Consider the following 21402-nt stretch of genomic DNA (forward strand, 5'->3'; position numbering starts at 1 on the left):
CGCCCGGAGAAGGGCAGCGGCTACGTCGCGGCGCTTGTGCGGGCAACAAGCCCGCCCTGCGCACCGCTCCTTGCCGCTGCCCTTCTCCGGGCGATCCTGGCCATTGCCGGTATTGAGCACGGACCCTAACCGGCCGTCGCAGCCTTCATCCCGGCGGCGAAGCGGCGCACGGCGTCGGCTTCGCCGCCGGGATGCGCCGCGGCCAGCGCGACGATCGCCGAGCCCGAAATGACGCCCCGCGCCCCGGCGGCGCGGGCGAGGCGGACATGCTCGGGCTGCGAAATCCCGAAGCCGAGCACCGGCGGCGCCGCGCCCAGAGCCGCGACCCGGCCGAGCAGTTCGGCATCGAACCGCACCTCGGTATCGGCGCCGGTGACTCCGGCGCGGGCGACGCAATAGGTGTAGCCCCGCCCGGTCGCGGCGATTCTCGCGAGGGTCCCTGCCGGCGTGTTCGGCGCGGCGATCAGCACCGGGTCGACCCCCGCCGCATTGGCCGAGGCGACGAACGGCGCCGATTCCAGCATCGGCACGTCGGCGACGAGGACGCTGTCCACCCCCGCATCGGCGGCGGCGCGGTAGAAATCGTCCCGCCCCCGCGCCAGCACGAGGTTGGCGTAGGTGAGGATGCCGACCGGCACCTCGCCATGCCGCGCCCGGAACGCCTTCAGCAACGCGAAGCAGTCTGCCGGCGTCACCCCCTGGCCAAGCGCGCGCACCGCCGCCGCCTGGATGACGGGACCGTCGGCGATCGGGTCCGAGAAGGGGATGCCGACCTCGAGCATGTCGGCGCCGCCCTCGACCAAAGCGTCCAGCATGGCGGCGCTGGTGTCGAGGTCGGGATCGCCGAGCATCACGAAGGCGCCGAACGCCGCCTCGTCGCGCTCGGCGAGCCGGTCGAACATCGCGTCGTAGCGGGAGACGTTTCTCATGCGCTGGGCCCCAGCAGGCCCTGCGCCTGCACCATGTCCTTGTCGCCCCGGCCCGAGAGGTTGACGATCAGCACCGTCTCCTCCGTCGCCGCCTCCGCCAGCTTCAGCGCGTACGCCAAGGCATGCGCCGATTCGAACGCGCAGATGATCCCTTCCTTCCGAGCCAAGAGGGCAAAGGCGTCGAGCGCCTCCCGGTCGGTGACGCCGACATATTCGGCGCGGCCGCTGTCCTTGAGATGCGCATGCTCGGGGCCCACCGCGGGGTAGTCGAGCCCGGCCGAGACCGACCAGCTCTCGCTGATCTGTCCGTCCGAATCCTGCAGCACATAGGTTTCGGCGCCGTGGAGGATGCCCGGCCGCCCGCGCAGCAGGGTCGCGCCATGCTCGGGGCCGTCGAGGCCGCGCCCCGCCGCCTCGACGCCGATCAGCCGCACGCCTTCGTCCGGCACGAACTCGGCGAAGGCGCCCATTGCATTCGAGCCGCCACCGACGCAGGCGATCACCGCGTCGGGCAGCCGGCCCTCTTCCTCCAGCACCTGGGCCCGCGCCTCCTTGCCGATCACCCTTTGATATTCGCGCACGATCAGCGGAAAGGGATGCGGCCCGGCGACGGTGCCGAGGAGGTAATGGGTGTCGGCGAAGCTCGCCGCCCAGTCCCTGAGCGCCTCATTGATCGCGTCCTTCAAGGTCCGCGAGCCGCTTTCGACCGGGATCACCTCGGCGCCCATCAGCTGCATGCGGAAGACGTTCAGCTGCTGCCGCTCGACGTCGTGCGCGCCCATGTAGATGCGGGTGGGGAGGCCGAAGAGCGCGCCCGCCAGCGCCGTCGCCACGCCGTGCTGGCCGGCGCCGGTTTCGGCGATGATCCGCGTCTTGCCCATCCGCTTTGCGAGCAGCGCCTGGCCGAGCACCTGGTTGGTCTTGTGCGCGCCGCCGTGGAGCAGGTCCTCGCGCTTCAGATAGAGGCGGACCTTGTCCGAGCCGAGGTTGCGGCAGCGGGTCAGCGGCGTGGGCCGCCCGGCATATTTGGCGAGGAGACCGTTCAGCTCCTTGCGGAACGCCGGATCCTCCTGCGCATCGAGGAACGCCGCCTCGAGCTGCTCGAGCGCCGGCATGAGGATTTCGGGCACATAGGCGCCGCCATAATCGCCGAAGCGGCCGTTCATCAGCATCCGTCACTCTCCCCGCGCACCGGCACCCGCAGCGCCTCGAAGAAGGCGCGCACTTTCTCAGGATCTTTCCGCCCCGCCGCCGCCTCGATGCCCGAGCTGACGTCGAGCGCCCAGGCGCCGACCCGCGCCGCGTCGCGCGCATTGCCGGGGTTGAGACCGCCGGCGAGCAGCGCCTCGGCAAGCACCGCCCCGCCCGCAATCCGCGACCAGTCGAAGGCGCGCCCGGTGCCGCCCGAGCCGCTGTCGTAGACGGTCCGGTCCGCGCCGAGCCGCGGCTCCGGCACGTCCTCGCCGACGGACGCGGCGGCCCAGATCTCCGTCCCGCCCGGCAGCAGGCCGCGAAGCGCGCGGATGTAGATCGCATCCTCCTCACCGTGGAGCTGCACCGCGTGGAGGCCGAGCGCCTGCGCCGCCTGCGCGACCGCCATCGGCTTCTCGTTGCGGAACACGCCGACCCGCGGGAGGACGGTTCCGTTCGCCACCGCTTCGGCCTCCGCCAGCGTCAGCGCACGGGGCGTACCGGGCACCATGATCAGCCCGAGGAAGCTCGCGCCGCCCTCCGCGGCGAGAGCGGCGTCTTCGGCGGTCGCGACGCCGCAGACCTTTACCCGGCCGAAGGCGAGGGCGCGGGCGGCGACCGCCGGATCGGGCGCACGCATCAACGAGGAGCCGACGAGAAAGGCATCGGCGAAGGGCGCGAGGCGTTCCACGTCGGCGCGGCTCTCGATGCCGGATTCCGACACGACCAGCCTGTCGGCGGGGACCAAAGCTGCCAACCGCTCCGTCACCGCGAGGTCGATTTTGAGGGTCTTCAAGTCGCGGTTGTTGATGCCGACGATGGCGGCGCCGAGCGCGACCGCGCGGCGCACTTCCGCTTCGTCATGCGCCTCGACCAGCACGTCCATGCCGAGCCGCCGCGCCTCCTCGCTCACCTCCCGCGCCTCGTCGTCGCCGAGCACCGAGAGGATGACCAGCACCGCGTCGGCGCCGGCGATCCTCGCCTCCGGCACCTGGCGGACGTCGACGACGAAATCCTTGGCGAGGATCGGCCCATCGAACGCCTCCCGCACCGCCCGCAGATCGTCGAGCGAGCCGCCGAAATAGGGCGTGTCGGTGAGCACGCTGATCGCATCCGCGGCGCCGCGATAGGCGCGGGCGATCGCCGCCGGATCGACGTCCGAGCGCAGCGCGCCCTGCGACGGGGACACACGCTTCACCTCCATGATGAACCGCGCCCCAGGCAGCGCCAGCGCCGCGCGCAGACCCCGCTGCGTCGGCCGCGCCTCGGCCCGCAGGCTGTCGAGCTTTCGCCCCGCCAGCCGCGCCGCCACGTCGATGCGCTTGCGCGCAACGATCTCGCCGAGCACGCCCTCAGCCATGGGTCGCCTCCGCGAACAGGGTGAGGCGCCGGTGCGCCTCGCCAGACGCCATGGCGTCCAATGCCATCGCCGTCCCCTCGCGAAGGTCCTGGGCGAGGGCGGCGGTCATCAGCAGCGCGCCGGCATTGATCGCGACCATGTCCCGCTCGACGCCGAGCCCGCGGCCCTGCAGCACAGCGGCGAGGCGTTCCGCATTTTCCTCGGGGCCGCCGCCCTCCAGCCCGACGACCGGCTGCCGCGCCAGGCCCGCCTGCTCCGGCGTCAGGGTCAGCCGCTCGACCCCGCCATCGTGCACGAGCGCCGCCTGCGTCTCGTCATGGATCGCCACCTCGTCGAGCCCTGCCCCGTGAACGACGAGGGCGTCCCGCACCCCAAGCCCCGCAAGGGTGTGCGCCACGAGCTCGACCAGCCGCGGGTCCGCGACGCCGAGGAGCTGCACCTGCGGCTCGGCGGGGTTCAGGCAGGGGCCGAGGATGTTCATCAGCGTGCGGACCTTGAGGATGCGCCGCACCGGCCCCGCGTGGCGCAGGCCTGGATGGTAGCGCGGCGCGAACAGGAAACAGACGCCGACCTCGTCCAGCGCTTGCCGCGAGACGGCGGGGGGCACGTCGATCTTCGCCCCCAGCCGCTCCAGCACGTCCGCCGACCCGCAGCGCGAGGTGATCGAGCGGTTGCCGTGCTTGGCGACGGGCAGCCCGCAGGCCGCGGCGACGAAGGCCGCGGCGGTCGAAACGTTGATCGATCCGGAGCCGTCGCCCCCGGTGCCGCAGCTGTCGGCGAACAGATAATCGGGCCGCGGGAAATCCTCGTCGGCGGCCCGCAGCGCCCGCGCCGCGCCGATCAGCTCCGCCGGCGTCTCGCCGCGCAGGCGCAGCGCGACGAGCATCGCGGCGATCGACGGCTCGTCCAGCTCGCCGGCGACCAGGGCCGAGAACAGATCCTCCGCCTCGCGCGCGTCCAGCGCCTCGCCGTCGTAGAGGCGATGGAGGAGCGGCGCGCTGTCCCGTTCGGGAATGTCGGCAAGAGGGGCGGCGGCATTCATGCAAGGCATCCTGGCGGCAGATAAAAAGAAAGGCCCGCTGGTGGGCGGGCCTGGTCTTCGATCGGTCGGATCAGCTCCGTCTCACCATCGATACGCCGCCGCCGCGCGTGCAAAGTCCGTCCGCCAGCGCCAGGCGGCGGCTGCATGGGGAGCGGAAGAGAGTGCGCGCGGAGACATCGCGGCTGCAATGCCCGCCCAGGCGCCTCTGCGTCAACCGCTTCTTTAGCCCGTGCCGGGCCCCTGGAAGGCGTTCAGCTGCCGTGCAGCGGCCAACCGGCTAGAAGTGCGGACGCGTAACGAACCCGGAGTCCCTTCATGCGCCTGTTCCTCGCCGCCGCCCTCCTCGCTTTCCCCGCCGCGGCTCTCGCGCAGGCGGAGGCGCCGCTCCACGGCACCCGCCTCGACATCTCGGCGACCGGCGAGGCCAGCCGCGTGCCGGACATCGCGCGCATCGGCGCCGGCGTCGTCACCAGCGCCTCCACCGCCTCGGCGGCGATGGAGCAGAATGCGCGGCAGATGACGGCGGTGCGCGCGGCGCTGAAGCGGGCCGGCATCGCCGACCGCGACATCCAGACGAGCTCGCTCAGCCTCTCGCCCGAATACCGGCAGGAGACCAACGGCGCGGCGCCGCAGATCACCGGCTACAGCGCCTCCAACGAAGTGGTCGTCACCTTCCGCGACATCGCTTCCAGTGGGCGCATCCTCGACGCTTTGGTCTCGCAGGGCGCCAACCAGATCAACGGCCCCAGCCTCTCCGTCGAGCATCCCGAGCCGGCGTTCGACGAGGCACGGGTCAAGGCGCTCGCGACCGCCCGTGCCCGCGCCGACCTCTACGCCCGCGCCGCCGGGAAGCATGTCGTGCGGATCGTCTCCATCGTCGAAGGCGGCACCTCCGTTCCCGGTCCGCGCCCGATGTACCGGATGGCGGTCGCGGCGCAGGCTGCGACTGCGATCGACCCCGGTACGCAGACCCTGACGGTCAGCCTCAACGTCGCGTTCGAGCTCGACTGACCGCCTCGACAAGCCCGATCCGCACCCCCATAGGATTGCCATGCCTCTGAAATCGCTCCTGATCGCGGCCCTTCTCGCCGCGCCCGCCGCCGCCCAGACCCCGAACCTCGGCAAGCGCACCGCCCCGCCCGAGCAGAGCATGGCCGGCATCGGCGGCGGCTCGTCGGACGCCGAGATCGCCCGGGCCGAAGCGGCCGCCGCGGCCTACCCGCTCGGCAGCCTGCAGAACCCGGTGCGGGTCGGCGGCCCCGACGGCGAGCGGGCCTATGTCGCGCGCCTGCGCTGCGCCGACGGCAAGGCGCCGCGCCCCGGCATACCGCGCCACGCCGGCACCGACCCCTATGGCAGCGTCGCCGATATGGTCTCCCTCGACTGCGGCGGCGCCGCGCCGGGCCGCACCGAGATCGCCGTGGACCTGTACTTCGAGGAGCATCGCGAGGACAGCGCCCCCGGCGGCTTCACGCTCGCGCCGCGCTGAGCCTTTCCGCCGCCCGCGGCCGCCGCTAAGCAGGCGCGATGCGGACCTTCCTGCGCCGGCTCGGCACGGCGCTTCTCTTCCTCCTCGTCGGCCTCTGCTTCGCGCCGAGCGTGATCCCGCCCTTCCTCGACCGCATCTATTATCAAGGGCCGAGAAGCGACCATTACGACGGCGCGCACTTCTTCGATCCCCGTGATCGTGCCGCGCGGCATGCGGAAATCACCCCCGCCCGCTTCTTCAACCGCTGGGCGACGGGCGAGCGGGCGAAATGGCCGGACCATGTCGCCGTCACCCCCACGGTGCCGCCGCGCCGGGTGGACGGGCAGAAGATGCTCGTCACCTGGATCGGCCACACCTCTGTGCTGGCGCAGACAGCCGGGCTGAACATCCTCACCGATCCGATCTGGTCGGAGCGCGCCTCCCCTTTCGCCTTCATCGGCCCGAAGCGGGTGCGGGCGCCGGGAGTCCGCTTCGAGGATCTGCCGAAGATCGACCTCGTTCTCGTCAGCCACAACCATTACGACCATATGGACGTCGCGACCCTCAAGCGCCTGTGGGACCGAGACCGCCCGCTGATCGTCACCAGCCTCGGCAACGACACGATCCTGAAGCGGGCGGGCATCGGCGCCGTCGCGCGCGACTGGGGCCAATCGATCCCGGTGCGCAGCGGTGCCTCCGTGACGATCGAACGCGTCCATCATTGGGGCTCGCGCTGGGGCACCGACCGCAACCGCTCCTTATGGTCCGGCTTCACCATCCGCCTTCCCGGCGGGAACGTCTTCTTCGCCGGCGACACCGGCTGGGGCGACGGCAGCTGGCCCGCCGACGCGGCGCGCGACGGCCCCTACCGCTTCGCCATCCTCCCCATCGGCGCGTACCTGCCGCGCGAAGTCATGCAGTCCAACCACATGAACCCTGACGAGTCCGTCGCCGCCTTCCGCCTGCTCGGGGCCCGTACGGCGCTGGGCGTGCATTGGGGCACCTTCCAGCTCACCTTCGAAGGCATTGACGACCCGCCCCGCCGGTTGGCGGCGGCGCTCAAGGCGCAAGGCGTGGCGCCCGACCGCTTTATCGCGACTGAGGTGGGCCACAGTTTCGAGGTCCCCTGACCAACCCCTCTCCCTGCAGGGGACAGGAGGGACCCGCCCCCGCAGCGGGTGGGACGGTGAGGGCGGTCCTCTCCTCCCACGCCGTGCCCTCACCCTGCCGCCGCTTCGCGACGGCTGTCCCTCTCCCCTGCAGGGAGAGGGGTTAAGCGGGCACCAGCAGCTTCAGTGCGCCGGCCCTGACCTTGTAGCGCAGCGGCGTCTCCATCGCGGACGCTTCCCCGTCCGTCGCGACCATCAGCTTCCTGTAGCGGGAGCCGATCTCCACCGCCTGAATGCCGTCGAGGCTGACGAAGTCCGCCTGCTCGTCCTCTCGGCCGAAAATCGCACGCACCGAGATGGAAAAGAACTGGAAGGCGCTGCGGGCGAGCGGGGCGAAGATGCACAGCTCGCCCTTGTCGATCGCCTCGCGGGTGCCGAGCGCGAACGGGCTCATCTGGTAGCGATTGTTGCCGACGAACAGCAACGGCGTCTCGATCGGCGCCTCGCGGCCCTCGACGCGGATCGTGAGCCGGTGCCGCGAGAAGCGCCACATCGTCCGCGCCGCGGCGACCACCATGGCGAACTTCTTGCCGCGGCCGAGATGCTCCTGCTGGGCCTCCCGCGTCCGCACCAGCTTCGGATAGAGCCCAACGGCGCTGTTGTTGATGAACACCCGGCCGTTGACCTCGGCGATGTCGACCTGCCGCGTCCGCCCCCCGGCGATGGCCGCCACTGCCTCCTCGAGATCGAGCGGGATGCCGGCGTCCTTGGCGAAATGGTTGAGCGTGCCGAGCGGGAGGATCCCGAGTGGCATGTCGGTCCCGGCCACGGCGGCCGCCGCGGTGCCAATGGTGCCGTCGCCGCCCGCCGCGACGAGGGCGTCGACTCCCGCCTCCTTCGCCACCTCGCCGCAATGGCGGTCGAGCTCGCCCGGCTCCACGGCCAGGATCTTGGCGTCGATGCCGTGCGCTTCGAACAGCGGCCGGAGCTTCTCCGCGCTGTCTTCCCCGAACGAACCGCCGCCGCGGTTGATGATCACGCGGACTTTCACGCGCGGCGATACCAGCTCATGCCCGCCCCGACGCGGCAGCGGACTGAATTGTTCCGCCGCCGGTCCGGATGCCGCCTTATTCGTCCTTGGCGCCAGCGGGGCATTCGCCGATCCGGCGGCCGACCATGTGGCTGGTCATGGTCATCGACTGGCCGCGCGAATTGGTGCTCATCTTCATCGCCATGTCCATCGCGTCGCCGCCATAATGGCCGTCGATCGACACGACGGAGCTGCCGCCGCCCATCCCCGTGCACGTCATGCTGCCGCTGACGCGCCCTCCGGCCATGACGATGTCGTTCTTGCACTGCTTGCTCGCCTTGCCGAAGAAGTCGCTGCCCGGATGGGCCGCCTTTTCCGGGGTGAGGCAGTGGAGGCTGGTCATCTTCTGGCTCTTCATCTTGGCGGCGACGTCCGGCGGCATGTTCGGCGGGAGGCCGGTCACCGCCGACTCGGTCACCGTCTCCCACTGTCCAGGATTGAGGGTGACCCCGCCCGGCGCCCCGCCAGTGGCCGGAGCCGCTCCCGGCGTGGGCGCGGCGGACGCGGTGACGTTGGCAGCGGCGTTGGCGGACGGCGCGGCTGCGTTGCCGCCCGCGCTCGCTGCCGGCCCATTGTCGCTGCGGCCCGGCGTCGGCTTCCCGCAGGCGGCAAGCGCCGCCGCCAGGGCCAGGCCCATCATCAACTCGGTCTTGCGCATGATTCCCCCCTCCTCGTGCGTGTGATGTTCGTCCGGGTCAGCCCGCGGCGTTGCCCTCCGTCTTGTCCTCTTCGCCCGTGGCCGGCGGCGTCGGCGTGCAGGCGCCGGGCTTGACGCTGCCGCTGATCTTGCGGCTCATCGCGAAGTCCCCCGCGCCGGGCAAATAGGCGGTGGTGTCGGCCGTGCCGGTGAAGCCGGTCGCCGTGTAATTGCCCTGGACGCTCATCATGATCGACCCGTCGACGTCCGCGCGGCGGCAATCGATCGTCGCGTTGAGCAGGCCTTCCTTGATGTAGGCGCTCTTATAGCTGCAGGTGTAGCCGCTGCCGGCGAACAGGGCCGGCTCCGGCTGGGGACCGGCCTTGGGAACGCAGAAGGTCGCGACGTCCTTGTCGCCCACCGCCGCCTTGATCGCCGGGGGCGTCTTGTCGAGGGAGCGGAGGGAGGTGATCTGCGAGGAGACGGTCCAGGTCCCCGCCGGCAGCGTCGCCGGAATCGCTTCCGCCTTCTTCTCCTCGGCCCCGCCGCCGCACGCCGCGACGCCAAGGCACAAGAGCGCCATTCCAAACCTGCGCATAGATCCTCCCCTGTTGTTGCCGGCACGGTAGCGCGGGCGCGTTCGAATGACCATATAGCGGCCATGGCAATCGCGATCAGAACCGGCCTCGAAGAGCCCGAGACCGGCAAGGAATTCGTCCCCCACCGTCCGCAGCGGCCCGCCAAGGCGGAGGGCGGCAAGGCGTTCCGCATCGTCTCGGACTATGCGCCCGCGGGCGACCAGCCGGCAGCGATCCGCGAGCTCGTGGGCAGCGCATTGGACGGCGAGGAGACGCAGGTGCTGCTCGGCGTCACCGGCTCGGGCAAGACCTTCACCATGGCGAAGATGATCGAGGCGCTTCAGCGCCCGGCGCTCGTGCTCGCGCCGAACAAGATCCTCGCCGCCCAGCTCTACGGCGAGTTCAAGAGCTTCTTCCCCGACAATGCGGTCGAGTATTTCGTCAGCTATTACGATTATTACCAGCCCGAGGCCTACGTGCCGCGGTCCGACACGTACATCGAGAAGGAAAGCTCGGTGAACGAGGCGATCGACCGCATGCGCCACTCGGCGACGCGCTCCTTGCTCGAGCGGGACGACGTCATCATCGTCGCCTCCGTCTCCTGCCTCTACGGCATCGGCTCGGTCGAGACCTACAGCGCGATGGTGTTCAGCCTCAAGAAGGGCGAGACGGTCGACCAGCGCGAGATCATCCGCAAGCTCGTCGCCCTCCAGTACAAGCGCAACGACCAGGCTTTCGCCCGCGGCAATTTCCGTGTGCGCGGCGACAATCTGGAGATCTTCCCGTCCCACTATGAGGACACCGCCTGGCGGGTGAATTTCTTCGGCGACGAAATCGAGGAGATCGTCGAATTCGATCCCCTGACGGGCAAGAAGGTGGCGAGCCTCGACAGCGTCAAGGTCTACGCCAATTCGCACTATGTGACGCCCGGCCCGACGCTGAAGCAGGCGATGGAGGCGATCCGCCACGAGCTGACCGAGCGCCTCAAGGAACTCCACGCCGAGGGCAAGCTCCTGGAAGCGCAGCGGCTCGAGCAGCGCACCAATTTCGACCTCGAGATGATCGCCGCCACCGGCTCTTGCGCCGGCATCGAGAATTATTCCCGCTTCCTCACCGGGCGCCTGCCCGGCGAGCCGCCGCCGACCCTGTTCGAATATCTCCCGGACAACGCTTTGCTGTTCGTCGACGAGAGCCACCAGACGGTGCCGCAGATCGGCGCGATGGCGCGCGGCGACCACCGGCGGAAGATCACGCTTGCCGAATATGGCTTCCGCCTGCCGTCGTGCATCGACAACCGCCCGCTGCGCTTCAACGAATGGGACGCGATGCGGCCGCAGACCGTCGCCGTATCCGCCACCCCCGGGCCCTGGGAGATGGAGCAGACCGGCGGCGTCTTCGCCGAGCAGGTCATCCGCCCCACCGGCCTCATCGACCCCCCAGTCGAGATCAAGCCGGTCGAGGACCAGGTCGACGACCTCATCAACGAAGCGCGGATCACCGCGAAGAAGGGCTACCGCAGTCTCGTCACCACGCTCACCAAGCGCATGGCGGAGGACCTCACCGAGTTCATGCACGAGGCAGGCCTGCGCGTCCGCTACATGCACTCGGACGTCGAGACGCTGGAGCGCATCGAGCTGATCCGTGACTTGAGGATGGGCGTCTACGACGTCCTCGTCGGCATCAACCTGCTGCGCGAGGGCCTCGACATTCCCGAATGCGGCCTCGTCGCCATCCTCGACGCCGACAAGGAAGGGTTCCTGCGCTCCGAAACCAGCCTCATCCAGACGATCGGCCGCGCCGCCCGCAACGTCGAGGGTCGGGTGATCCTCTACGCCGACCGCATGACCGGCTCCATGGAGCGCGCGCTCAACGAAACCGGCCGCCGCCGCGAGAAGCAGGTCGCCTATAACGAGGCGCACGGCATCACGCCGACGACGATCAAGCGCAACATCTCGAACATCCTGGCCGATGTGAGCCAGCGCGACGGCGTCGTCGTCGACACCGGCGACGACGCGCGCCCGCACCTCGTCGGCCACAACCTCAAGGCCTATATCGCCGACCTCGAGCAACGGATGCGGAAGGCCGCCGCCGACCTCGAATTCGAAGAAGCCGGCCGCCTCCGCGACGAGATTCGAAGGCTCGAAGCCGACGAACTCGGCATCCCCGACCACGAGAAAAAGGCGCCGCTGCTCGGCGGCTCCACCGAGGGCAAACCCGGCACCCGCAAGACCCGCTACGGCAAGCAGCAGCAGATGCGCATGGGAAAGCGGATGGGCGGGCGGCGGTGAAGGTCGACGAGATATTTTGTAGCCCGGGCGACTGATTTGGGGACCTTCCGAGACTCTTCGCAAGAGGAGGGTCTCGTCGTCAAGGCTTCGAAGCTGTTCGAGCGGCTCGCTGCCGCTCCCCGGCGGCCGCTGCCGTTCCGTGACTTCGAACGCTGCCTGCTGGCCGCGGGATTCGTGTGCGTGAGAACGAGCGGCAGCCACAAAGTGTACGAACATGCGGCGGCGGCGCGGCCATTGATCGTGCAGCCGCGAGGGAAGGACGCGAAACCCTACCAGCAACAGGAGTTTCTTGATATGATGGAGCAATACGGACTGTCGAAGCCGCAATGACTCACCACCGCTACCATATCAATGTCTTTTGGTCCGACGCGGACGGCTGCTGGATCGCAGACGTTCCGGACCTTCACCCGTGCTCAGCGCATGGCGATACTCCCGAGGAAGCCGTTCGCGAAGCCGAGGTGGCAATCGGCTTGTGGCTGGATTGGGCAGGTGAACACGGTGCCGAGATCCCCGAGGCTGAGTATCGCCCGAATCCTGCTCCCGAAAAGGCTGCGGCCTGAGCGACATGGCCAGCATCAAGAAGGGTCAGCTGAGCCCTGCGCCGAGCAACGCTGCTTTCTGGCGGCATCTGCGCGACTGGAAACGCGTTTTTTGGAAGCGCGAGCGGAAAGCTGCAAAGCGCGAGGTGGGCACTCAGATCAGGCTCGACTGACAGCCGCGCTGTGGAGCGCCCCCTCCGCTTAATGCGCGTGCGCTAGCGGCCAGACCCACGCCACTAGCGGCGTGCCTATCAGGATCACCAGCACCGACAGCGGCGCGCCGAGCCTGGGATAGTCGCCGAAGCGGTAGCCGCCGGGGCGCATGACCAATGTGTTGCACTGGTGGCCGATGGGGGTGAGGAAATCGCAGCCGGCGCCGGTGGCGATCGCCATCAGGAAGGTGTCCGGGTTGAGGTGCAGGGCGCGGGCCAGAGCGACGCCGATCGGGGCCATCACCAGCACCGTCGGCGCGTTGTGGAGGAAGGGCGAGCAGAGCAAAGCCGCCAGCATCATCGCGCCCAGGGCTAGCAGTCCCGGGGCATCGTGGAGCAGCAAGGCGAGGCCGTGTGCGATGAGGTCGGTGCCGCCGGTCTCGCGCACCGCTTCGCTCAACGGCGTGAGCGCGCCGATCAGGATCAGAACCTCCGGCTCCAGGGCGCCATAGGCTTCGCGGATGGACAGCCCGCCGGTGAGGATGATCATCATCGCCGCGCCGAAGAAGCCGATGGCAACGGGCGTGATCTTGAGCGCCACGAGGAGGATCGCGGCGGCCAGGATGATCACGGGAAGGAAGCGGCGGCGGACGACGCCCAGCCGCACCGTGCGCTCGGCCAGAGGCAGGATGCCGAGCGCCTTCATCGCCGACGGCAGCGCGCGCTCGCCCGCCTGGAGGACGAGGATGTCGCCGGCCCGGAGGGTTACGTCGCGCAGGCGCTCGGTGATCCGCTCGCCGCTGCGCCCCACCGCCATCAGGTTGACGCCATATTCCTGCTGCAGCCGCACGCGCTGCGCCGAATTGCCGATCAGCGGCGAGCCGGGCTGGATGACCGCCTCGACGGACCGGCTTTCCTCCGCTGGGGTCTCCGAGCGAACCCGGCTCTCGCGATGCGCCTCGACGAGCGGCAGGCGACCGTAGATGCGGTCGATCGCGTCATGATCGCCCTCGAGGACGAGGATGTCGCCGGGGAGGAGCGTCGCGTCCGGAAAGGCGAGGCTGCGTATGCCTTCGCCGCGGATATGCGCGGCGACGCGGACATTGTCCTCCGCGAGCTTCAGGTCGCTCACCTTGGCGAGCGACTTCGGCCACCCCTCGGGGACCCGCGCCTCGACCGAGAAGGCCGCGTCGGCGATGACTTCGTTCAGACCCGCTCCGGCCTTGCGGTGGCTCGGGAGCAGCCGGTAGCCGAAGCTGACGAAGATCAGGCCGACGAGGGTGAGGCCGAGGCCGACCGGGGCGAAGTCGAACATCTCGAACGGCCGCCCGAGCGTTTCCTCGCGCACCTGGCTGGCGATGATGTTGGTCGAGGTGCCGACGAGGGTGACGAGGCCGCCGAGCAAGGCGAGGAACGACATCGGCATCAGCAGGCAGGAGGGCGAGGTGCGCGTGCGCCGCGCCACCCGGATTGCGACGGGCATCAGGATGGCGAGCGCGCCGACATTCTTGGTCAGCATCGACAGGACCGACGTCGCGGCGGCGAAGACCGGCACCTGGATTCGCGCCGTCCGGAGGCGCGGGATGAGCGGGCGGATCAGCATCTCGGCGACGCCGGAACGGGCGAAGGCCGCGCTCACCACCAAGGCGCAGGCGATGATGATGACAACGTCGCTGGTGAAGCCGGTGAACGCCGCCTTGGGCTTCACCACGCCGACGACGATGCCGACGAGAAGGGCGCCCAAAGCGATCACATCGTAGCGCCAGCGGCCCCAGGCGAAGAGGATGATCGCGCCGCCGAGAACGGCAAAGGAAAGGGCCTGCTGGAGCGTCATCGGACAGCGCTCAACGCGCCGCCGGGGCCGCGGTGCCGCACCGCCGGATCGTCAGCCCTCGGGCAGCAGGAGGCTCGCGTCGCCATAGGAATAGAAACGGTAGCCGGTTTCGACGGCGTGCGCATAGGCCGACTGCATCCGCTCCAGACCCATCAGCGCCGATACCAGCATGAAAAGGGTCGAACGCGGCAAATGGAAATTGGTGAGGAGGCCGCCCACCGCGCGGAAGCGGTGGCCCGGCGTGATGAAGATCGCGGTGTCCCCTTCGAAGGGGCGGACGACGCCGTCCTCGCCGGTCGCGCTCTCGAGGAGGCGGAGCGAGGTGGTGCCGACGGCGATGACCCGCCCTCCGGAGGCGCGGACGGCGTTCAAGCGGTCGGCCGCCTCCGCGGTGATCCTCCCCCATTCGGCGTGCATCCGGTGCTGCGACACCTCCTCCGCCTTGACCGGCAGGAAGGTGCCTGCGCCGACGTGGAGGGTCAGCGTCTCCCGGCCGATGCCGGCGGCGTCGAGCGCCTCGATCAGCCGGGGCGTGAAGTGCAGCGCCGCCGTCGGTGCGGCCACGGCGCCTTTCTCCCGCGCGAACATCGTCTGGTAATCGTCAGCGTCGCGGGCGTCCGCTTCGCGCTTCCCGGCGATGTAGGGCGGCAGCGGCATGCGTCCGGCGCGTTCCAGGAGGAGCTCGACCGGCTCCGCCCCTTCGAACGCCAGGAGGATAGAGCCGTCCTCGCCCTTCTCGACCGCCGCGGCATGGACGCCTTGGCCGAAATCGATACGATCGCCGACGCGGACGCGGCGGGCGTTGCGGACGAAGGCGCGCCACTCCCGCGGTCCCTCGCGCTTATGGAGGGTGGCGCCGATGCTCGCGTCGCCGCGCCGCCCTTCGAGCTGTGCAGGGATGACGCGGGTGTCGTTGAAGACCAGCACGTCGCCGCGCCGCAGCAGCTGCGGAAGCTCGGAGACGATGCGGTCCTCCAGACCCTCCGGCCGCACCACCACCATGCGCGCGCTGTCACGCGGAGCCGCCGGGCGAAGCGCGATCCGATCGGGCGGCAGCGCGAAGTCGAACTGGTCGACCCGCATCGGCGTCTGGCTCAGTCCGGCTTCCGGGGGCGCGGCTTCGGCGGGTCCGGAATCTTGATCGACGGCGGCGGCGGCTGGGCGGGCCCGGCGGCATGTCCGGAGGCGGGCAGCACCGAGGCAGGGCCCGCACGGCTGAGCGCAGCGGCGACCCTTTCCGCGGACGGCGGCGGCAAATTGTCCGACGCCATCGAGGCCTGGACGATCACCGAGGGCTGCGACGGCGGCTCGCCGCGGTTGATCGCATCGACATAGGACATGCCGCTCACCACCCGGCCGAACACGGTGTAGCGGCCGTCGAGCGGCAGCTTGGGCGAGAGCATGATGTAGAATTGGCTGTTGGCGCTGTTCTCGTCCTCGGCGCGGGCCGCCGCGACGGCGCCCCGGACGTGGGGAAGGCCGTTGAACTCGGCGGCGAGGTTCGGAAGATCGGAGCCGCCGGTACCGTCGCCCTTCGGATCGCCGGTCTGCGCCATGAAGCCTTCGATCACCCGGTGGAAAGTGAGGCCGTTGTAAAAACCGCGCCGCGTCAGTGTCTTGATCCGCTCGACGGTCTTGGGCGCCACGTCCGGGCGGAGCTGGATCGCGACACGGCCGCCGGTGGAAAGGTCGAGCAGCAGCGTTTCGCCCGGGTCGAGCGGCGGGACCGGCGGGGGCGCCTGGATTCCCTGCGCGGCGAGCGCCCCGGCGAAAAAGATGCCGAGCAGCACCGCGAGAAAAGCCTTCAAACGCATGGCGAATTTCCTGAAAATGGCCTGTGGCCCCCGCGAGACCGTGCATGGAGCGGCGGCAAGGATCAAGCCCCTTTGCGGCCGAGCTGCTCCACCCGCCGGGCAACGTCGGCCGCCACGGCCGCGGGGACGAACTTGACGATGTCTCCGCCGTACATCGCTATCTCCTTGACGAGGCGCGAGGCGATCGGCTGCAGCGACACGTCGGCCATCAGGAAGACGGTCTCCACCCGGTCGTTGAGCTGCTGGTTCATGCCCGCCATCTGGAATTCATATTCGAAGTCGGCGACGGCGCGCAGGCCGCGGACGATGACGCTCGCCCCCTGCGCTTCGGCGAAGGCCATGAGCAGGGAATCGAACGGGACGACCTCGATGTCCGCAATGCCGGCGACTTCGCGGCGGACCATGTGCATCCGCTCGTCAATCGTGAACATGGGCGATTTGGAAGGGTTGGTGGTGACGCCGACTACCAGCCGGTCGACCAGCTTGGCGCCGCGCCGGATGATGTCCATGTGCCCGAGCGTGATCGGGTCGAACGTGCCTGGATAAACTCCCGTCCTCATCCGCTCCCCCGTCGCTTTCAGCACCGGCGCTCTTAGCGGCTCCGCATGCGCTTGTCGAAGCCGGTGGTCAGTGGTCGCGATCGATTGCGAACCGTGCGATCTCGCGGAGCAGATCGGCTTCGACGCCGTAGCGGGCGAGATATTCCACGGCCTGGCCCACGAGCAACTCCGCCTGCTGCCGCGCCCGTTCGCGGCCGAGCAGGGAGACGAAGGTCTCCTTGCCCCGCGCCCGGTCCTTGCCGACGCGCTTGCCGGTCTTCGCCTCCGACCCTTCCTCGTCGAGCAGGTCGTCGGCGATCTGGAAGGCGAGGCCGACGTCGCGCGCATAGCCCCGCAGCGGCGTCCGGCCCTCGGGCGGGACGCGGCCCATGATGGCGCCGGCATCGAGACAGAAACCGATCAGCGCCCCCGTCTTGAGCTGCTGGAGCCTGGTGACGGCGGAGATATCGAGCGAGGCCGTGGCGGCGCCCAGATCCATCATCTGGCCCCCCGCCATGCCGGCGGGCCCGGCGGCGCGGGCGAGCTCCCTCACCAGCTCGGTGCGGACGAAGGGATCCTCATGCGTGGCGTCGTCCGCGAGAATCTCGAAGGCGAGGGCGTGGAGCGAATCGCCGGCAAGGATCGCCGTCGCCTCATCGAAGGCGCGGTGGACGGTCGGCTTGCCGCGGCGGATGTCGTCGTCGTCCATCGCCGGCAGGTCGTCGTGGATCAGCGAGTAGACGTGAACGCATTCGACGGCGGCGCCGACCCGCATCGCGCGGCTCCGGTCGGTGTGGAACAGCGCGCAGGCGGCGACGACGAGCAGCGGCCGGAGGCGCTTGCCGCCGCCGATCGCCGCGTGCCGCATCGCCTCGTAGAGCGGCACGCGCGGGTCCGGCGGGATTTCGAGCACGCCGTCCAGGAACGCGTCGACCTCACGCTGAACGCGCGCCATCTCCGCTTGAAGGAGGGATGCCGTCCCCGCCACGGCCGAGTCAGGCCGCGTCGAAGGGGGCGGTGCCGGCCGGCTGGCCCTCGCGGCCGAGCTGGATCTTCTCGATCCGCGCCTGCGCCGCCTGCAGCCGCGCCTCGCATTGCTGGCGGAGGCGATCGCCCTCGCCGTAAAGCTCGATCGATTCGTCCAGCGACGCATCGCCGCTTTCAAGGCGGCGGACGATCTCCTCGAGCCGCTTCAGCGCTGCTTCGAAGGAAAGATCCGCGATGGTGTCGGGCTGTTCGGCCATGGGCGGAGCAATGGTCCGCCCGCTCTTGGGGGTCAAGGCTCCGCGTCAGGCGGCGCGGTACCAGAAGACGCCGTCGCGTACCTCCCGCGTCGCCCGCCCTTCGACTTCCAAGCGTCGCAGATGGGCCATCGCCTCACCGGTGGCGAGGCCGAGCATGTTGTCCTCGATCTTTCGGGCGAAGAGGGTGGCGAAGCAATCGACGGCGCGCGCCGGCTCCGCGAGGCGGCGGTGAAGGGCGTCGAGGCGGTCGCGATGGCCGTAATCGAGCGCGTCGAGCCGGGCGTGGAGGCCGGTGAAGGGCTCGCCGTGCGACGGAAGGACGAGGAGGTCCTCGGGCAGCGTGTGGAGCGTCGCGATCGAGTCCAGCCAGTCGCCCAGCGGATCGGCTTCCGGCTCGGAGAGGCTGAGCGACACGTTCGAGCTGATGCGCGGCAACACCTGATCGCCGGCGATGAGCAGCCCGGCGGTCTGGTCCCACAAGCATGCATGTTCGGGCGAATGGCCGCAGCCGCCGACGATCCGCCAGTCGCGGGCGCCGATCCGCAGCGTGTCGCCGTCGCGGATCCTGACGAAGCTGACCGGTACCGGGCTCATCATCGCGGCGAAGCGGCCCCAGCCCTTCATCTGCTCCTCGGCGATCCGCGCCTCGCTCCATCCGGCGGCCCGCATGCTCGCGATCGCCTCGCGCGGCGGGGCGTCGCGCACGTCCGCGGACAGCATGCGGGCAAACAGCCATTCGCCGCGGGTCATCCACAGCGCCACGCCGAAGCGCTCGGTGAGCCAGCCGGCAAGGCCGAGATGGTCCGGGTGAAAGTGGGTGACGATCAGCCGGCTGACGCGGCGGCCGGCGAGGGGGCCGTCGAACAGCGCGTCCCAGGCGGCCCGGCAGTCGGGGATGTTAAGGCCGGTATCGACCAGAGCGACTCCGTCGCCGTCCTCCAGCACCCAGACGTTGATATGCTTGAGCGAGCCCGGAATCGGCAGCCGCGCCCAGCCGACGCCGTCCGCCAGCGCGATTAGCTCCCCCGCTTCGGGCGCCCGGCGGCCGAGCGGGTAGGTGAGACCCTTGTGGCTATAGGCGTCCGACGCGACGAGCGAGACGTCCGGAGACAAGGCTTCCGCGTCCGGCGGGGCGGGCACCGCCCTTGCGCCTCAGCTCTTGAACAGGTTTTCGGCTTCCGACGCCGGAGTCTGCGGCGTGTCGCCCGCTTCCTCCGCGGCAAGCGCCGCTTCGGCGTCGCGCGCCGCGGTCTCGCGCTCGCGGCGCAGCTCCTCGATCAGCGCCTCGCGGTCGCCGTCGAACTTGGTGTCCTGCTGCGCTTCGATCCCCGCTTGCTTGGCCGCCTTGGCGACCAGAGCGTCGAGCTCCCGCTGCGAGCACAGGCCGAGGGTGACCGGGTCCTTCGGCTGGATGTTGGCGATGTTCCAATGGCTGCGGTCGCGGATCGCGGCAATCGTCGTGCGGGTAGTGCCGATCAGCAGTGAAATCTGGCCGTCGGTGATCTCCGGGTGGTTGCGGATGATCCAGGCGATGCCGTCCGGCTTGTCCTGGCGCTTCGAGACCGGCGTGTAGCGCGGGCCCTTGGTGCGGCGGGTCTGGTCCGGCTCCTTGTGCATGTGGAGGCGGTAGGACGGGTCCTTCTGGCCCTTCTCGATCTCCTCCTGGGTGAGCTCGCCGGCGCGGATCGGGTCGCGGCCGGTCAGCTTCGTCGCGGCGGTGTCGTCGGCGATCGCCTGGACCTCGAGGATGTGGAGGCCGCAAAATTCGGCGATCTGCTCGAAGGTGAGCGCGGTGTTGTCGACCAGCCAGGAGGCGGTCGCGTGCGGCATGAGCGGCTGGGCCACTGAAATCTCCCGGAAACAATAAGGGCCGCCCCTTGCGGAGCGGCCGATCCTGAACGGAGATGTAAGGAGAGGGGGCTTAGGAAGCAAGCCAAGAGTCAGGCGTCGATCCCGATGTAGCCTGGCGCCGCCGCAACCCGGGCCAGCCAGCGCCCGACGGCGGGATAGGCGGCGAGGTCGAAGCCGCCCTCTTCCGCGACATGGGTGTAGGCATAAAGCGCGATGTCGGCGAGGCTGAACCGGCCGCCGGCGAACCAATCCTGGTCGGCGAGATGCTCGTCCATCAGCTTCAGCGCCGCGTCGCCGGCAGCCCGCTTCGCCCCAACCTGCGCTTTCTGCGCCTCCGACAGACGCTCCTCACCGACATAAGCGAGCCAGAAGCGCAAGGTGGCGACATTGGGCTCGTGATTATATTGTTCGAAGAACATCCAGCGCAGCATGTCCGCCTTGTCGAACCGGTCTTCGGGAACGAGGCGGGTCCCCTCGGCAAGGTAGAAGCAGGCGGCGCTGCTCTCCGGCAGGAAGCGCTCGCCGATCTGCAGCACCGGGATGCGGCCGTTGGCGTTAACCTCGTGGAGGAATTCCGGCGTGCGGGTCTCGCCCTTCAATATGTCATATTCGCGCCGCTCCACCGGCAGGCCGAGCAAAGCGGCGGTGAGCCGGATTTTGTAACAATTGCCGGACGCGGTATATTCGTGGAGGATCATTGGTGAGGTCATCTGCATCCCCGTCATTGCTTCTTTTGCATGGGCGCCATCCTAGGCGATCGGTCGCGGAAGTGAATTCCCGCGATGACCGAAGGGCCTGCGACGGCGTCTCTTCGGCGTGAAGGCCGCCACAAGATCTTTGGTTAATCCTTTGGTAGTGATTTCCGTGCGACCCCTGCAATGCGGACCAGCCCCACGATGGGGAACAGGCGCGAACGGGGACAGCTATGTTGGACAATCTCGTCTTCGGACCTGTGATCGCCGCGCGGCGCCGCACCCTTCAGTCGCACTTCGACGTGCGACGCCAGTTCGAGAAGCTGGAGGAAAGCTGCGTCCCCTCCTACGTTCACGGCAACAAGCTCGCCGCATGGGTGGCATGGCAGCGTACGAAAGCAGCCGCGGCCCTCTACCGGCGTCATGGGAGCGCCGGAGCCATCCTCGATTTCGGCGCGGCCACCGGCGAGGTCGGCCACCTGATCGAGAAGCGGGGGGCCTACACCATCATCGAGCAGGACGACCTGCTCGCCGGCGTCTGCGGGGAGTGGCAGGAGGCACAAAGGACGACGCTCGACGAAGCACGCCCGGGCAGCTTCGCCGCCATGTTCGCGCTCGATTCGCTCGAGCACAACGAGGACATTCCGACACTCGTGGCGCGCCTCGTGCCGCTTCTGAGGGAAAACGGCGTGCTCATTTTGTCGGGGCCGACCGAGAGCTGGTTCTACAGGCTCGGCCGGCGCCTCGCCGGCTTCTCCGGCCACTATCACCATTCCAACATCTTCGACATCGAGGCGATCGTCGCAAAGCATTGCACCTTGGTCGATGCGCGGCGGGTTCCCTTCTTGCCCGCGCTGTTCAGGGTAACCGCCTGGCGCCCGCGGGTTGCGCGCTAAGATCGTGGGAAATCCGACTATCGTGGCGGATAAACGGCACTCGCCGCGACTTTGCGGCAGCCTTCGGCCGGTCCGCTTCCCACCACTGAGAACGTCGCGGGGCTGATATGTTTCACGCCGCGATCCAGCATACCACGATCATGGGAGCG

24 protein-coding genes are annotated in these 21402 nt (G+C 69.4%); 8 read left to right on the forward strand and 16 right to left on the reverse strand.

Going from position 1 to position 21402, the window contains the following annotated elements; all coding sequences use genetic code 11:
* Window positions 1-125 precede the first annotated feature (125 nt).
* Genes trpA through trpD form a run of 4 tightly spaced genes read right to left on the reverse strand, consistent with a single transcriptional unit; the run spans window position 126 to window position 4522 of the window.
* On the reverse strand, window positions 126-929 hold the full coding sequence (trpA, locus tag VGC56_RS00710; RefSeq protein ID WP_464122621.1) for a tryptophan synthase subunit alpha: 804 nt from the start codon (window positions 927-929) through the stop codon (window positions 126-128).
* Complete coding sequence (gene trpB, locus VGC56_RS00715) at window positions 926-2101, reverse strand: tryptophan synthase subunit beta (protein ID WP_464122622.1); 1176 nt, start codon at window positions 2099-2101, stop codon at window positions 926-928. Before trpB ends, trpA begins: the two co-directional genes overlap by 4 nt.
* Entirely contained in the window at window positions 2095-3480 is a 1386-nt protein-coding gene (gene trpCF / locus VGC56_RS00720) for a bifunctional indole-3-glycerol-phosphate synthase TrpC/phosphoribosylanthranilate isomerase TrpF (protein WP_464122623.1), read from the reverse strand. Before trpCF ends, trpB begins: the two co-directional genes overlap by 7 nt.
* Window positions 3473-4522 carry an anthranilate phosphoribosyltransferase gene (gene trpD / locus VGC56_RS00725; protein ID WP_464122624.1) on the reverse strand — a complete coding sequence of 350 codons (1050 nt, stop codon included), beginning with the start codon at window positions 4520-4522 and terminating at the stop codon, window positions 3473-3475. Before trpD ends, trpCF begins: the two co-directional genes overlap by 8 nt.
* Window positions 4523-4837: 315 nt before the next feature.
* Between trpD and VGC56_RS00730 the strand changes: the two genes are divergently transcribed.
* Genes VGC56_RS00730 through VGC56_RS00740 form a run of 3 tightly spaced genes read left to right on the forward strand, consistent with a single transcriptional unit; the run spans window position 4838 to window position 7120 of the window.
* Window positions 4838-5533: an SIMPL domain-containing protein gene (locus tag VGC56_RS00730; RefSeq protein WP_464122625.1), complete on the forward strand. Its 696-nt coding sequence runs from the start codon at window positions 4838-4840 to the stop codon at window positions 5531-5533.
* A 40-nt stretch (window positions 5534-5573) separates the two neighbouring features.
* Entirely contained in the window at window positions 5574-6011 is a 438-nt protein-coding gene (locus tag VGC56_RS00735; RefSeq protein ID WP_464122626.1) for a hypothetical protein, read from the forward strand.
* A 38-nt stretch (window positions 6012-6049) separates the two neighbouring features.
* A complete protein-coding gene (locus tag VGC56_RS00740) occupies window positions 6050-7120 on the forward strand; it encodes an MBL fold metallo-hydrolase (protein WP_464122627.1) in 1071 nt (356 codons plus the stop codon).
* Window positions 7121-7262: 142 nt separating this feature from the next.
* Here VGC56_RS00740 and VGC56_RS00745 read toward each other — a convergent pair whose 3' ends face one another.
* The 3 genes from VGC56_RS00745 to VGC56_RS00755 all read right to left on the reverse strand — a co-directional run bounded on the left by VGC56_RS00745 (window position 7263) and on the right by VGC56_RS00755 (window position 9409).
* Window positions 7263-8138 (reverse strand): diacylglycerol/lipid kinase family protein, encoded by an 876-nt coding sequence (locus VGC56_RS00745; RefSeq protein WP_464122628.1) that lies wholly within the window; start codon window positions 8136-8138, stop codon window positions 7263-7265.
* Between the two features lie 88 nt (window positions 8139-8226).
* Window positions 8227-8847 carry a DUF3617 domain-containing protein gene (locus VGC56_RS00750; protein ID WP_464122629.1) on the reverse strand — a complete coding sequence of 207 codons (621 nt, stop codon included), beginning with the start codon at window positions 8845-8847 and terminating at the stop codon, window positions 8227-8229.
* A 37-nt stretch (window positions 8848-8884) separates the two neighbouring features.
* Window positions 8885-9409, reverse strand: a complete 525-nt coding sequence (locus VGC56_RS00755; protein WP_464122630.1) for a DUF3617 family protein — start codon at window positions 9407-9409, stop codon at window positions 8885-8887.
* 78 nt (window positions 9410-9487) lie between these two features.
* Between VGC56_RS00755 and uvrB the strand changes: the two genes are divergently transcribed.
* From uvrB to VGC56_RS00775, 4 genes are read left to right on the forward strand one after another with little or no spacing between them, the layout of a single operon-like run.
* The gene (gene uvrB / locus VGC56_RS00760; RefSeq protein ID WP_464122631.1) at window positions 9488-11692 is read left to right on the forward strand and encodes an excinuclease ABC subunit UvrB; all 2205 of its coding nucleotides are present in this window, start codon (window positions 9488-9490) and stop codon (window positions 11690-11692) included.
* A gap of 36 nt (window positions 11693-11728) precedes the next feature.
* Window positions 11729-12022 (forward strand): type II toxin-antitoxin system HicA family toxin, encoded by a 294-nt coding sequence (locus tag VGC56_RS00765; protein ID WP_464122633.1) that lies wholly within the window; start codon window positions 11729-11731, stop codon window positions 12020-12022.
* The gene (locus VGC56_RS00770) at window positions 12019-12252 is read left to right on the forward strand and encodes a type II toxin-antitoxin system HicB family antitoxin (RefSeq protein ID WP_464122634.1); all 234 of its coding nucleotides are present in this window, start codon (window positions 12019-12021) and stop codon (window positions 12250-12252) included. Before VGC56_RS00765 ends, VGC56_RS00770 begins: the two co-directional genes overlap by 4 nt.
* A gap of 5 nt (window positions 12253-12257) precedes the next feature.
* The gene (locus VGC56_RS00775) at window positions 12258-12404 is read left to right on the forward strand and encodes a hypothetical protein (RefSeq protein WP_464122635.1); all 147 of its coding nucleotides are present in this window, start codon (window positions 12258-12260) and stop codon (window positions 12402-12404) included.
* A 28-nt stretch (window positions 12405-12432) separates the two neighbouring features.
* Here the strand turns inward: VGC56_RS00775 and VGC56_RS00780 are convergent, their stop codons facing one another.
* The 9 genes from VGC56_RS00780 to VGC56_RS00820 form a co-directional block, all read right to left on the reverse strand.
* Complete coding sequence (locus tag VGC56_RS00780) at window positions 12433-14217, reverse strand: SLC13 family permease (protein WP_464122636.1); 1785 nt, start codon at window positions 14215-14217, stop codon at window positions 12433-12435.
* 51 nt (window positions 14218-14268) lie between these two features.
* Complete coding sequence (gene queA, locus VGC56_RS00785) at window positions 14269-15300, reverse strand: tRNA preQ1(34) S-adenosylmethionine ribosyltransferase-isomerase QueA (protein ID WP_464122638.1); 1032 nt, start codon at window positions 15298-15300, stop codon at window positions 14269-14271.
* 11 nt (window positions 15301-15311) lie between these two features.
* Window positions 15312-16031: a peptidylprolyl isomerase gene (locus VGC56_RS00790; RefSeq protein WP_464122639.1), complete on the reverse strand. Its 720-nt coding sequence runs from the start codon at window positions 16029-16031 to the stop codon at window positions 15312-15314.
* Window positions 16032-16093: 62 nt separating this feature from the next.
* Complete coding sequence (coaD, locus tag VGC56_RS00795; protein ID WP_464122710.1) at window positions 16094-16591, reverse strand: pantetheine-phosphate adenylyltransferase; 498 nt, start codon at window positions 16589-16591, stop codon at window positions 16094-16096.
* Window positions 16592-16658: 67 nt separating this feature from the next.
* Window positions 16659-17525, reverse strand: a complete 867-nt coding sequence (locus tag VGC56_RS00800; protein ID WP_464122640.1) for a polyprenyl synthetase family protein — start codon at window positions 17523-17525, stop codon at window positions 16659-16661.
* Window positions 17526-17565: 40 nt separating this feature from the next.
* On the reverse strand, window positions 17566-17814 hold the full coding sequence (locus VGC56_RS00805) for an exodeoxyribonuclease VII small subunit (protein WP_464122641.1): 249 nt from the start codon (window positions 17812-17814) through the stop codon (window positions 17566-17568).
* A gap of 45 nt (window positions 17815-17859) precedes the next feature.
* Window positions 17860-18954 carry an MBL fold metallo-hydrolase gene (locus VGC56_RS00810; RefSeq protein WP_464122642.1) on the reverse strand — a complete coding sequence of 365 codons (1095 nt, stop codon included), beginning with the start codon at window positions 18952-18954 and terminating at the stop codon, window positions 17860-17862.
* Window positions 18955-18966: 12 nt separating this feature from the next.
* Entirely contained in the window at window positions 18967-19659 is a 693-nt protein-coding gene (locus tag VGC56_RS00815) for a DUF1013 domain-containing protein (protein WP_464122643.1), read from the reverse strand.
* A gap of 95 nt (window positions 19660-19754) precedes the next feature.
* Entirely contained in the window at window positions 19755-20375 is a 621-nt protein-coding gene (locus VGC56_RS00820; protein ID WP_464122644.1) for a glutathione S-transferase family protein, read from the reverse strand.
* Between the two features lie 215 nt (window positions 20376-20590).
* Between VGC56_RS00820 and VGC56_RS00825 the strand changes: the two genes are divergently transcribed.
* Window positions 20591-21253, forward strand: a complete 663-nt coding sequence (locus VGC56_RS00825) for a class I SAM-dependent methyltransferase (protein ID WP_464122645.1) — start codon at window positions 20591-20593, stop codon at window positions 21251-21253.
* The last annotated feature ends 149 nt before the right edge of the window (window positions 21254-21402 follow it).

Origin of the sequence: Allosphingosinicella sp., from assembly GCF_036403745.1 — a bacterium.
Lineage (GTDB): Bacteria > Pseudomonadota > Alphaproteobacteria > Sphingomonadales > Sphingomonadaceae > Allosphingosinicella.